At 26.8% G+C, this 13,839-nt stretch carries 11 protein-coding genes; all 11 read left to right on the top strand.

Annotated elements, in window-relative coordinates:
* Positions 1–69: 69 nt before the first annotated feature.
* Positions 70–675 (top strand): tRNA (guanosine(46)-N7)-methyltransferase TrmB, encoded by a 606-nt coding sequence (gene trmB / locus ACSH4Z_RS03170; RefSeq protein ID WP_438340543.1) that lies wholly within the window; start codon positions 70–72, stop codon positions 673–675.
* Positions 676–770: 95 nt separating this feature from the next.
* A complete protein-coding gene (gyrA, locus tag ACSH4Z_RS03175) occupies positions 771–3,512 on the top strand; it encodes a DNA gyrase subunit A (protein ID WP_438340544.1) in 2,742 nt (913 codons plus the stop codon).
* 311 nt (positions 3,513–3,823) lie between these two features.
* Positions 3,824–5,824: a variable surface lipoprotein gene (locus ACSH4Z_RS03180; RefSeq protein WP_438340545.1), complete on the top strand. Its 2,001-nt coding sequence runs from the start codon at positions 3,824–3,826 to the stop codon at positions 5,822–5,824.
* Between the two features lie 360 nt (positions 5,825–6,184).
* Positions 6,185–6,811, top strand: a complete 627-nt coding sequence (locus ACSH4Z_RS03185; protein ID WP_438340546.1) for a hypothetical protein — start codon at positions 6,185–6,187, stop codon at positions 6,809–6,811.
* Between the two features lie 349 nt (positions 6,812–7,160).
* Positions 7,161–7,316, top strand: a complete 156-nt coding sequence (locus tag ACSH4Z_RS03190; protein WP_438340547.1) for a hypothetical protein — start codon at positions 7,161–7,163, stop codon at positions 7,314–7,316.
* A 152-nt stretch (positions 7,317–7,468) separates the two neighbouring features.
* Positions 7,469–7,816, top strand: a complete 348-nt coding sequence (locus ACSH4Z_RS03195) for a hypothetical protein (RefSeq protein WP_438340548.1) — start codon at positions 7,469–7,471, stop codon at positions 7,814–7,816.
* A complete protein-coding gene (locus tag ACSH4Z_RS03200) occupies positions 7,788–8,429 on the top strand; it encodes a hypothetical protein (protein ID WP_438340549.1) in 642 nt (213 codons plus the stop codon). The genes ACSH4Z_RS03195 and ACSH4Z_RS03200 overlap by 29 nt, the downstream gene beginning before the upstream one ends.
* A 213-nt stretch (positions 8,430–8,642) precedes the next feature.
* Positions 8,643–9,398 carry a hypothetical protein gene (locus ACSH4Z_RS03205; RefSeq protein WP_438340550.1) on the top strand — a complete coding sequence of 252 codons (756 nt, stop codon included), beginning with the start codon at positions 8,643–8,645 and terminating at the stop codon, positions 9,396–9,398.
* Positions 9,399–9,972: 574 nt separating this feature from the next.
* On the top strand, positions 9,973–11,523 hold the full coding sequence (locus ACSH4Z_RS03210) for a hypothetical protein (RefSeq protein ID WP_438340551.1): 1,551 nt from the start codon (positions 9,973–9,975) through the stop codon (positions 11,521–11,523).
* A gap of 499 nt (positions 11,524–12,022) precedes the next feature.
* Positions 12,023–12,238, top strand: coding sequence for a transposase (locus ACSH4Z_RS03215; protein WP_438340915.1), 216 nt, complete (start codon positions 12,023–12,025; stop codon positions 12,236–12,238).
* 402 nt (positions 12,239–12,640) lie between these two features.
* Positions 12,641–13,831 carry a coiled-coil domain-containing protein gene (locus ACSH4Z_RS03220; protein WP_438340552.1) on the top strand — a complete coding sequence of 397 codons (1,191 nt, stop codon included), beginning with the start codon at positions 12,641–12,643 and terminating at the stop codon, positions 13,829–13,831.
* Positions 13,832–13,839: the final 8 nt, after the last annotated feature.

The raw sequence follows: 13,839 nt of genomic DNA on the forward strand, positions 1-13,839 counted from the left end.
TATAAACAAAAGTTACTAAAAACCATCTTTTTTAAAAAATATGCAAGAAGGTTTTATACAATTTTATCTATGAGATTAAGACATAATAAAAACGCATTAAGCACTCTCGAAAATAGCGAATTTTATATTAACCAATTCCCTTATACACCTAAAAAGAATGCCGTTGTTGAGATTGGTATGGGGAAGGGTAAGATGCTTTCAGAATTAGCACTATGTCATCCGGAAAACGAATATATAGGTATAGAGAAATACTCGACCCCAGCATTATCGGCGCTCAAAAAGATTGAACAAAAATCTTTAAAAAATATGAAGATAATTGTGGGTGATGCTGCTAAACTTAATGAAATTATTGCCGATAAGGTAAAAACAATTTGGCTAACTTTTTCTGATCCATGGCCTAAAAAAAGGCATTTTAAGAGGAGACTAGTTTATAAAACTTTTTTAGAACAATATAAATCTGTTCTTGATAAGGAAGGCAAAGTTTATTTTAAGACTGATAATAATGGGTTATATGAATTTGCATTGGAACAATTAAAGGAATTTAACGCTGATATAATTTATCATACGTCGGATTTACATAATTGTAATTATCAAATTGAAAATAAATTGACTGATTATGAAGAAAAATTCAGAAATGAAGGCAAAAAAATTTATTTTATTGCTTTTAAATTTTAAACCATAAAAAGTTTATGGTTTTTTTATGCCTTTAATTTTTATATCTTTTTTGATATAATTAATATATTACTTTGTAATATATTATAGGAGTAAATATGCTTAATGATGAAGAAAAAAAACTAGATGAACTAAAAATGAGCCAGGAAAAAAGCAAAGAGGAAACAATAGATGATTTTTATGCGGTTAGCGACGAAATTAAAAGAGTTTTTGATGACGAGCCAAAAGAAACAATAGATGATGAAGAGGAATATATTCCCCAAAATAATGAAAGCTATGTTGTCCAAAGTCAAATTCTAGATAGTGAAGTAAACGGACTAAGACCAGCTGATCTTGCAACGGTTATGAAGAGTTCGTTTCTTGAATATGCAATGAGTGTTATTGTTGCAAGAGCTTTACCTGATGCAAGGGATGGACTAAAGCCAGTTCATCGTAGAATATTATATGGTATGAGCGAATTAGGGATGTTTCATAATGTGCAACATAAAAAATCTGCTCGTATTGTTGGGGATGTGTTGGGTAAATATCACCCTCATGGTGATAGTTCAGTTTATGAAGCAATGGTTAGAATGGCTCAAGATTTTTCTTTGAGATATCCTTTAATTGATGGCCATGGTAATTTTGGTTCTATTGATGGCGATTCTGCTGCGGCTATGCGTTATACAGAAGCAAGGATGTCAAGGATTGCAGGCGCTATGGTTGATGGTATTAAGAAGAATACTGTTGATTTTATTGATAACTATGATGGGACAGAAAAAGAACCAGTAGTATTGCCTTCTAGATTTCCTAATTTATTAGTTTCTGGTTCATATGGTATTGCTGTTGGTATGGCAACAAGTATCCCACCTCATAATTTAAATGAGGTTATCGATGGTGTTTGTGCATTGGCAAAAAACCCTGATATTACAATAAGTGAATTAATGGAATATATTCAAGGGCCAGATTTTCCAACTGGGGGGATAATTTTTGACAAAGAAGGTTTAATACGCGCCTATGAAACAGGAGTTGGCCGTGTTACTATACGTTCAAAGGCAACTATTCAGGAATTGAGTAACGGCAAATCTAAAATTATTATTACAGAAATTCCATACGGTAAAAATAAAGCAAGCTTAATTGAAAGTATAAATCATTTAATTAAGGATAAAAAAATTGAAGGAATTTCCGATTTTCGTGATGAATCAAACCGTGATGGTATAAGAATTGTAATCGAAATTAGGAAGGCATATGTCCCAGAAGTTATTTTGAATAAATTATTTAAATTAACAGAATTTCAAACTAGATTTTCATTTAATATGGTAGCTCTAGTTAATAATGAACCGCAAAAACTTAATTTAAAAACTGCTTTAGAAGTATATTTAAAACACCAAATTAATGTTCTTACAAGAAGATTGCAATTTGATTTAGAAAAAGATTTAGCAAGAGCTCATATTTTGGAAGGCCTTAAAATTTGCGTTGAAAATATCGACCGTGTAATTGAAATTATAAAGAAATCAAAAACTGATGTAGAAGCACAAACAGAATTAAGTAATAAGTTTAATTTAAGTGAAATTCAAACCAAGGCCATTGTTGATATGAGACTCGGCAGACTAACTGGATTAGCTATTACTAAGATGAATGAAGAGCTGGCATTAGTTCACGAAAGAATTGGCGAATATCAAAGAATATTGGGCGATAAAAATGCTTTAATTGATCTAATAATAAAAGAGTTAAACGAAATCAAAGAAGCATATGGAGATAGCCGTAAAACGCAAATTAATTGAGATGAAGCCTCTGATATTAATAATGAGGATTTGATTCCTAGAAAGGACGTTGTCATTACTGTTACTACAAATGGCTATTTAAAACGTTTAGATTTAGATGAGTACAAAGAACAAAACCGCGGTGGCGTTGGTGTTTCAACTGCTAAAACCTATCAAGACGATGATATTCAAGACATTCTGGTAGCTAATACACATACTGATTTATTGATATTTACTACTGGAGCTAAGGTTTATCGTGTAAGAGGATATGAAATCCCAGTGGGGACTAAGCAATCAAAAGGTACACCAATTATTAATATCATTGGTGCTTTAAGTAGTGATGAACGTGTTATAAAAATATTAAGTGTTGATGATAGCGACTATGATAAAAATAAATTCTTAGTAACTGTAACTAAGAAGGGAATTATTAAAAAATCACATTTATCATTATATAAATTAATTAATCGAAACGGAAAGCTAGCATTTGGATTGCGGGATGGAGATAGTCTTGTCGAGGCACTAGTTGCGACTGATAATGAGGACATCTTTATAGCAGCCAATAATTCAAAATTATCACGTTTTGAGGTGGCTGATATTAATTCAAAAGGTAGATTAGCAGCTGGCGTTGTGGGAATAAAATTAGGAGAAAATGAAAAGGTAGTTTCTGCTTCGACCTCGAGCGAGGGAAATTATATTTTTAGCCTTGGTGCAAGTGGATATGGAAAATTAAGCCTTGTTGATTCATTTAGAAAAACAAAAAGAAATTCAAAGGGTGTTTTAGCTTTAAATGAAGGAAAGGCTGGCGAACTTGCTTACTCAGCAACTGTGAAAGGAACTGAGGATATAATTGTTATAACTGACGAGGGTGTTACAATTAGATTTTCACTAAAAGCCGTAAGTATTACTGGAAGAAATGCAAAAGGAGTTAAATTAATCGATCTAAAGAAGAGAAATTCTTCTATTGTTGCAGTGGCAAAAGTAATTAACGAAACAGGCGGGGAAAATGAAACACGTCAATTGACTGATACTGAATTAAAAGATATTACCAGTGATGTTGATCTTGATATTCAAAATGAAGAAAAGACCAATAATAATGAATAAAAATTGTTTAAATAAAAAATATAATATTAAATTAGTTAGTCAAAATATTATAAAATATTAGATGTATTTAAACCAAGCACAAAATAAATCTTTTGTTGTTATATATTAAATACGCATAGTTGCAAGTAAAAGTCCATTTTAGGACTTTTTTATTACTTTTTTAGTGCTTTTATAATGCCTATGTTAATTATGCTATAATTTCACTATAAAATGAATAAATCAATCAGATTAAGAATTAAAATCAATAAAATCTAAGGGATAAAAAGGCCACTTTTTTGTGGCCTTTTCTTTTAAATTTACGGAGGAACTTTATGTCTAAAAATAGGAGAATTTTATTATCAATAGGGTTAATTTCACCATTAATTACCATTCCTGTGATATCAATTTCATGCAGTCAGGATGCAAAAAAAGATTTAAAAAAAATTAAGAATTTATTAAAAACTTCTGTTGAGGAAACAAACAGAATCTTTAGTGCAAATAAGGCATCGCTAGCTTTTAGCTTCGAAGAAGAGGAAGTTTATCAAAAGGCTATAGATAAAGCTAGGGACATTTTAAAAAACAGTAGTGATTTAATTATGATAGAATCTACTACTAATCATATGGAAATAGCAAAAAATGAAATGGAATCTAAAATTGCTAATTTGTCAAAAAAATCTGATCAAGAGTTGCTTAAATTAGCGGAATCGTATACAAGATTTAGTTATCCAAGTATAGAAAATACTACATTAGCACAAGCTGATTTGAACAAAATTATTAAGATTTTGCCTAAGACTTTTGAATTTAGTCAATACAAGGCTGTTAAAAACGAAGAAACTAATGACATTACCTTTATATATCGACTACAAAAGAAAAATACCAATATAAGACATGAAAAAAATAAATTTTTCATTCTAACTGGATGAAAAAAAGGTATGAATCAAATAAACAAAGAATTAGAAGAAAAAACAAAATTAGATGAGAACCTTACAAAGTTAAAGATAAGATTTAATAATGAAAAGGCTTATCAAAATGTACTTACGAATGTATCAATTAATAATTTTGAAAATAAGCCTAACTTTGTTGTTTCGGAATATGATAAAAATTTGTATAATTTTGAACTTTCTAATCTAGTTAAGGTGTCTGATAATGAATATAAAATTGATATTCTATTATATTCAAATACAGACAAAAAAATAAGTAAAAAAATAACCAAAACAATTGATAAAGAAAGATATGCGCATCCTTCTTCTATTAATCCTCATAATTTAACACAAGAAAAGCAAAAAGAATTTTTAGTTGCACAACTTAAGAATGTTCTTGTTTATCCTTATTATTCAAAAGATAAAACATTTATCGAAAAGGGCGATTATGCAAAATTAACCAATAAATCTTATTGATTAACAACAAAGAATCATCAATTACAATATGTTTTTAAAGATATAAAAGAAGAAAACGATATTAAAAAAATAACTATCGAAGTTTCCTTTGCTGATTGAAGCAAAAGCCCTATGATTTCATATGACGTGCAATTTGATTTGAATAAATTAGGCATTGAAGAATTAAATAATATAAGAAAGCAAAAAGGCCAAGAACCCCTTGAAGATATTCAAGCTCCAACTAATACCATTGAAAATAAACAATATAAACAAATAAAATTAGTTGATTTTAAGGAAACATCTTCTGATGAATATCTAACTAGTGATAATGGTTTTAAAAGAATTCATGATAAGGCTTTGAAGAATCTTAAATCAAAAGAATTAGTTTTAATAAATAATGAAATTAAAGAAAAAATTTTAAAAGATGGTGAAAAATTTATAGCAGCCCAACATTTTGAATTTAACAAAAATACTTATCAAATTGATTCGGAATTATTCTTTTACAATTACACCCAAACCTTTATTGATACACAAAATGTTCTAATATTCTCAAAACCAATTATTGAAAACAAAAAAATTAAATCAATAAAAGTAAGTTTGGGCAGCTTAACTGATGTTTTGAATAAAGATTATGCAAGAATAAGCTCAACAAGAGTTAAAATTAACGATGAAAAAACAGCAGAAGAGGATATAAAAAGACTTCAATTAACCGAAGAAATAAAAGCAAGAGGTTTTGATAAAAAACTTAAATATAATGGTAGTTTTACCAAGGAAAATTTTGACCTTAAAAATTTAATTTATGATGAAATAAGTATACCTGAAGGATTTGAAATAATTAAACCTACAAAATTCGAGGTTAAGACCAAAAAGTCTAAGACAAAAATTTCTGTAATTGTTCGATACAAAAAAAATAATGTTGAATCCTTTGCTTTTGTTACTGTATTTGAAGTTAATTAGCATAAATTTTATTGGAAATAAGTAATTTAAAAATTTATATAAATAAAATTCTAGGTTTTTACTACCTAGATTTTTATTTATAGTTTATAAACACGAAAGTAAAAAAAGTCTTAATTTTGAGCCGTGTTGATTTTTATTAGAGACTAGAAACTATTTTTTGCAATATGTTAAAAAACACTTATTTTTTTAGATACATAATTAATTTTGTTTCTAATTATTCTAATAATTGGATAAACTGCAAATATAGCAAATGTATAAATTGGTATTTCAACTAAACTCTTAAATATGATAGGTACCATAAAGAAGAAGTAATATTCACTATGTTTTCATGTCCCGCTTCGGAAACGGTTATGATAGTTAATGTATGCATACGGACCTCATAATCATCTAGTTATGATTAGTATTCCAAATACAGTTAATAAAATATTGAATAATAGAAACATTGCATATTTAACGTGGACATTTCTTGTTACTAAATATGTTATTAAGAATGCTTCCGATATTATTCATATAGATGCTATTCCAAATGTAGATATGCCTATAACAGCGTTGATTGATAGTTTTCTTTTTCTTTTTAGAGACCCCTCACTAATTGGTAGGGAATTATATTCTTTTAGTAGGATTAAAATAAAAATTGTTGTAATAATGGTTAGAAAAATAAAACCAATTGCTCATGTTGCAGTTTCGTTTTTTTTATTTAATCCTCTCATAAAATATCCAGCAAGAAAAGCTATTAAAATAGGGACAATCGCATACTCAGGCATCCATGTTGATATTCCAAAGATCAGTTGATTAATCGTATCACATAATAAACCAATAATTGCCCCTTTTCAAGGCCCAAGCGCAAGACCAAAAATAATAAAAACTGCATATGTTATCGAAATGTTAAAAGCACCAATAAATACAAATTTTTCTATGGCTGCGGACACCATATATAATGATAATAATAGACCAAAAAGTGCTATTTCAAAAATTGAAAACCGATAGGTTTTAGTTTTGATATTTCTATGTATATCTTGAACTCAATTTATAAAGAAAGCACATACCCCCTTAATCACGATTTTTAAGATTAATTAATTATAGCAAATCAAATATAGAAATTAAGCTAATAAATTATAAATATGTATTTGCTGACTATAATTTGAATTATAAAAAGTAAACAAAATAATTATTGAATAATTTTTATAAAGAGCTAAATTTTGCTCATAATTTTAAATTATTTTAGGCAATTCGAATATTTGTACTATTTTTTAAATATTAAAATAATTGTAAATTTCATTTTTTAATGACTAATATATGTTTTATATTAATTTTAAAATCATAATGGAGGACGGCATTGAAGAAATCAAGTAAAATTTTGCTAACCATAGCTAGTTTATCAATATCAACGGTAGCCGCTTGTTCAGTAATATCATGTAGTAATTTGAACCCTATACAATCAGAAGTGGATATAAATAAAAAGTTAAAAGAAGATGAGACTAAAAAAACCTAAAATCAATAAAATAAAGGAATTGAAAGAAAAAGAATTGGAAGAGTCCAAAAAATGAAACATCTAATGGTAAAACCTTAACACCTCAAGGAGATCGAATAAAACAAGAAGAAGATTCAACTAAAAAAGAACAGGAAATTGATAATTCCCAAAATTTGGGAGAATTTAATGATGAAGAATCTTTAAAATCTAAAAACAATGATAAAAATGATCAAGTTAACGACAGCGAAGATATGGATGATAAAGAATTCGATCCAAATAACCCCGAAGATAGCGAAGAAGAACTTAGCGATTCTGAATCTATTGAAGATGTGAATGATAAAAATGATGGTGATGATCTAGGCGATCTAATTATTGAAGATAGTAATGAAGAAGGTGATTTTGAGGATGCTAAAACAGGAATTAGTGAACAAGATTCAGCAACACCAAATGTTGTCCCAAGGGTCGCAAAAATAGTAGAAGAAATCAAAGAAAATGAAGAAATGATTACGCAAAAAAAGTAATCAACTTCAAATTATTTCTAAATCAGAATTGAATGATTTAAATGAAATAATAGAGGACGCAAAAGAACAAATTGCTAATCTATCTGAAAATAAGGCAGATGTTGATAATGCTAGCGAATATGAAGCATTAATAAAGGAATATGAAGATTTAAAAACAAAGAACGAACAAAGAAAAACAAAAGTCGAAGAATTATTAAACTACAAGCCAGATAAGTCTGAATTTCCTAGTCAAATAGCTGAATTGGAACAAGAAAAAACTGATGCTAATACTCAAGTCGAACAAATTAAAATGGATTTACAAGAAAAAATAATCGATAAGAAAAATGCGGAAGAATTAATTAAAATTTTTGAAAAAAATGAAATAGAAATAGATGAGAGAATAGATTTATATAAACGTTTATCGGTAGCTAATTTGGTAATTAAGTATATTGATAATCAAATAGAGGGCCTAATGAAGAATAAAACAATTAGTTCCACAAATGATGATAGTAATGAAACATTATCCATGGAATTGAAGCAAAAGAAGGATAATCTTTATAGATTAAGAGAGAAAATAAAAGATCTAATTGCGAAGGTATTTCAGGAAGAAATAGAGATTTCTAAATATTTATAAGCAAAAAATATAAATATAGGCAAAATGATAATATAAGGTAGTTATATATACTATCCTATTTTTTTATCTTATTTTTTAATGCTTTTAGAACAAAACTAAAAAGCATATTTTATTATGACAAAAATAAATCTATTGTTTTTTGTTGAAAAATTTTCCAAAAAAAAAAAAAATGGTTTAATTTTTTTTATCTAAAAATTGCATTAAGGAGATATTATGAAAAAATCTAACAAAATTTTATTAACATTAACTAGCATTTCCTTGCCTTTTATAGCAGCTGCAACTGTTATTTCATGTAGTACAAACAATGATAAAAAACCTAATGATTCTAAAATAGATGATCAAAAGAAACTAGATGATCCTAAAAAGAAGGAAGAAGGCAAAGAACAAGAAAAGAAACCAGAATCAGAAATTAAGAACCAACATAAAAATGGTGAAGGTAAAAATAAATCTGAAACCGGTAAAATAAATGATGCAGATGTCCCTTCATCTTTTGAATTGTTGGGATATGATAGAGAAGATGTTAAGCTAGAAGATTTTAATCGTCAAATTTTTGGAACACCAGATGTACCAAAAGATCATCAAACACCTCCAGCATATGAGTTATTAAACTTCGGCTCGTCAGATATAAGTTATGATGATTTTGATAGACAAATTAATGGATCAATGGTAGTTAATCCTAAAGCACAAAAAATACAAAATGAAATTAAGGTTAATGAAGAAAAAATTGATAAAAAAACCGTTGAACTTGAAACTATTTCTAAATCAGAATTGAATGATTTGGAAGCAGTTATTGAGGATGCAGACGAGCAAATTGATAATTTAACTCAAAGCAAAGCCGACGATGCTGATAATGCTAAGGAATACGAAGCATTAATAAAGGAATATGAAGATTTAAAAACAAAGAGCAAACAAAAAAAGAAGAATTATTCAATTATAAGGAAAATAACTCTAAGTTTTCTAATCAAATAGTCGAATTAGAACAAGAAAAAACCGACGCTGATTCCCAAATTGTTGAGTTAAGAAAACTATTAAATGATGATGATTTCAATAGTAAAAATATTAATGATTTAATCAAAGTCTTTGAAAAAAATAAACAAGAAATTGATAAAAGAATTAATATATATAAACGTCTTTCAATAGCTAATGCCATAGTAGAAGATATCAAAAAGGAAATAGAAAAATTAGAAAAATCTCCTAATAAAGATCCTGAAGATGAAGAGTTAAAAACACAATTAAATAATAAAATGAAAACTTTAAATAAATTAAGTGAAGAAATTGAAGATTTAATTGCAAAGGTATTTCAAAAAGAAATAGAACTTGAACTAAATTTGTAGGTAGCACAAAAAAATTTTAATAAGATGATTTTGTAGTCATCTTATTTTTTATATTAATGGCTTAAACCAGTAGACTTAATTGATAAAACTAAGAATAACTTTTATTTATAAAAACAGAATTTTTTGATATTTTGTTGATAAATTTCACAAAAAAAAAAAAAAACTATGGTGTAATTTAGTAAATTAATAAACATTTTAAGGGGAAATTTATGAAAAAATCTAACAAAATTTTATTAACATTAGCAAGCATTTCAATACCTTTTATAACAGCTGCAACTGTTATTTCATGCAGTTCAAATAATGATAACAAACCTAGCAATCCTAAAATAGATGATCAAAAGAAACCAGAAGATCCTAAAAAGAAAGAAGAAGGCAAAGAACAAGAAAAGAAACCAGAAGATCCTAAAAAGAAAGAAGAAGGCAAAGAACAAGATCATGATAAAAAACCTCATAAACCGTCTATAAAGTTAGACGAGAATGCTTTCAAAAACATTGCTCCAGATATTATTTTTGATTATAACGAGCCTTCAAATGAACAAATCCAAAAGATAATTAATAATTATTATAATCAATATCTATATCAAAAATACGACCCCTCAAAAGAGGGAGAAGGAATTAGATTTTCTTTTTCATTAGAAGAAGAAAATAAAAATCCATTAAATACTGATAAGATTATTTTTAATAAAGACATCATTATCGATGGTAAAAAACAAAAGCAAAAACAACAAGAATATTTAAAACAATTATCTAAAACCATTGTTTCTGATTTAAAAAATAACACACAAGCCTCTTTAAGTGGTAATAATAACAGTATAACATTATCTTTATTTGAAAAAGAACAACAAGAAGAAATTTTAAATACCTTTGAAGAACATATTAAAAATAAATGAAATGATATAACAAAATCTTTTGTTTATGATGAAACATTATTTACTTCTAATAATCTTAGTGTTGAAAGTTTTAAAAACAGCATAAGTGAATATTACAAAGCAGCTGATCCTACAAAGAGAACTATTAAACAACTATTGCAAGACAAAGCAGATGTTGATAGATATTTCAATATGCTAAAACCTTTGTTGGGCGGGTATGTATATTTAAAAGAATTTGGAGATAAATTTGTATTATTCGGTTCAAATTCAAGAATTATTACTAAGGAAGATATTAAAAAGAAAAATAACGCTATCAAAACTGGAGATTTTGAAAAATTAAAAACATATCGTAAAGAATCAATTAAAAAATTAGAAGAAAAAATCATATATAAAAATTGATTAGAAAATTTAAATGATAGTTTCTATGTCCTTCAAACAAATAAGGATATTCATCGTATGCAAAATTACAATATCGCTTTAACTCAATTGTTTTATGCACTTGATGAATTAAAAATAGGACAACCACAAAACCTTTTGATGCATGATACTTCAAAACTTGATTCTTCTAAATATACAAAATCGCAAGTTATAGATGCAATAAATTCTCAAGGTAGAAATAATAAGGAATTATTTGAAAAACTTAATGAAGCATTTTATGCTACATATAAAACTGATAAAGTAAATGTACTAACTCGATTATTTGAAAGAAATAATAAAAAAGAAAGATTTTACAAAACAGAACTATATTTTGTTGAATATTTAGTCGTTGTAGAAAGCGGAAAAATTAAGACATTAAGAAGATTTTATTTTGATAATAAAGAAAAAGACGGGTTTGAAATAACAATTGACAATAGGTCTGGGCAAACTCTTAACCTTGGTTGAAAAAAATAAAGAAAAAAATAAATTGATTCTTTTTTGGCGATTTTTATTCCTTCGTTGCAAATATAGAGCAATAGTTAAAAATATTCAAAGAATATAAAAACCCTAAATTAGAAATTAGGTACCATAGATAATTTTGTTTAAAAATCTCCCAATGGCAAATATTTAAATTTAAAATATTTACACAGGAGATTTTTTAATATGCCAAAAAAGATATTAAAATGCTAAGCTCAAGAGAATTACATGATTAAATATAAACCAACAACCAAAGAAGATGTTTATGAAATTATTAAGAAAAATATAAAAGATCTTATAGAAATTATGATGCAAGAAAAAATTAAAAAACTTTCTTGCATGAGATAAATATGAACACGAAAGAGCTATAAAAGACAACTATTGAAATGGTAGTTATTCCAAAATGTAAGATCTAATTTCGGAGAAATTGAACTAAATTCCAAGAGATAGAAATTCAAGATTTGTATCAAAAGTAGTTTCTAAATTTCAATACGATATTTCCAAAATTGAAAGCCAAATTATTAGCTTATATTCAAGAGGTGTATTAACTAGGGACATATCAGATACATTAAAAGATATGTATGCTATAGATGTTGATCCAAGTTTTGTAAGTAGAGTAACTAATAAGATAATTCCACACATAACAGAGTGAAGAAATAGACCTTTAGAAAAAAACTTATGCCATAGTTTTTATTGATGAAATAAGATTTAAGTTAAAGAAGAAAATAAACTTGTTGAAAAGTCAGTTTACATATTAATAAAAATAGTTTATTTTGCAATTCAAAATCAGTTGGAAAAATGAAATAAAGTTGTTCCTAATTGTGGGCTTGTTTTGTATAATAAATTTTGTTTTGTGTAATTGCTATTCTCAAATTACTTATAAAAAAATAAGCCAGAAATTAATTTACACAAAATTTTCTACAGTTTCGATTTTAGAGTCATCTTATTTTTTATATTAATGACTTAAACCAGTAGACTCAATTGATAAAACTAAGGATAACTTTTATTTATAAAAACAGAATTTTTTGATATTTTGTTAATAAATTTCACAAAAAAAAAAAAAAAAAACTATGGTGTAATTTAGTAAATTGATAAACATTTTAAGGGGAAATTTATGAAAAAATCTAACAAAATTTTATTAACATTAGCAAGCATTTCAATACCTTTTATAACAGCTGCAACTGTTATTTCATGCAGTTCAAATAATGATAACAAACCTAGCAATCCTAAAATAGATGATCAAAAGAAACCAGAAGATCCTAAAAAGAAAGAAGAACAAGAAAAGAAACCAGAAGATCCTAAAAAGAAAGAAGAACAAGAAAAGAAACCAGAAATTAAACATTTAGGAAAAACACTTCCTGATGGCAAAATAGAAGAAGAGGATGGCAATGATACCCTTACATCTCCGATTGTTCCAGAGCCAACACCGGATCCAATAGAAGATGAGTTGTTAAGCAACTTAACAGATGAAGAAATAGAAGAAATGTTTAAAATAGAATCATTACAAAAAAGTTTACAAGAGATTAAAACACAAATCAAAGAAAAGGATTTGACTGAACTTTTTAATTCTCTTAAAGAAAGGGGTTTAATCAAAACACCTGATACTAAAAAAGATGATATAACACCAAAAATTAGTCCAGAAGCACAAAAAATACAAAATGAAATTAAGGTTAACGAAGATGAAATCGATAAAAAAATCGTTGAACTTAAAGCTATTTTTAAATCAGAATTGAATGATTTAGAAGCAACTATTGAAGATGCAGATGAACAAATTAAGTATTTAAATGAAGAGAAAACCTCTGATATGAGTAATGTAGAAACTTATGATAAACTTATAAAAGATTTTATGGATATAAAATCAGAGGCTAACAAAAGACAAGAAGAAGTTAAAAAACTACTAGTTTATAATTCTAATGATCAAGAATTCTCTAACTTAATAAAAGATTTGGAACAAGAAAAAGCAGATGCTGATTTAGAAATTAATGATCTAAAAGAGCTTTTAAAAGATGATAGTGTGGACAAGAAAAGTGTTAATGATTTAGTCAAAATCTTTGAAGATAATAAAAAAGAAATTGATAAAAAAATTGATTTGTATAAAAATCTATCAATTGCCAATTCAATTATAGTAGATATAGACAATCAAATAGAACAACTAATGAAAAAAATGGATGACATGCCTGATAAAGAAGAATTAAAAAATGAATTAACAAAGAAGAGAAATTTGCTATTTGAATTAAGAAAGGAAATTAAAGAATTAATTGATAAAATTTCTCAAGAACAATTACAACTTGAAAAATACTTATAATGGTTACT

Origin of the sequence: Mycoplasma sp. 125 (assembly GCF_051549845.1) — a bacterium.
Taxonomy (GTDB): Bacteria; Bacillota_I; Bacilli_A; order Mycoplasmatales; family Metamycoplasmataceae; genus Metamycoplasma.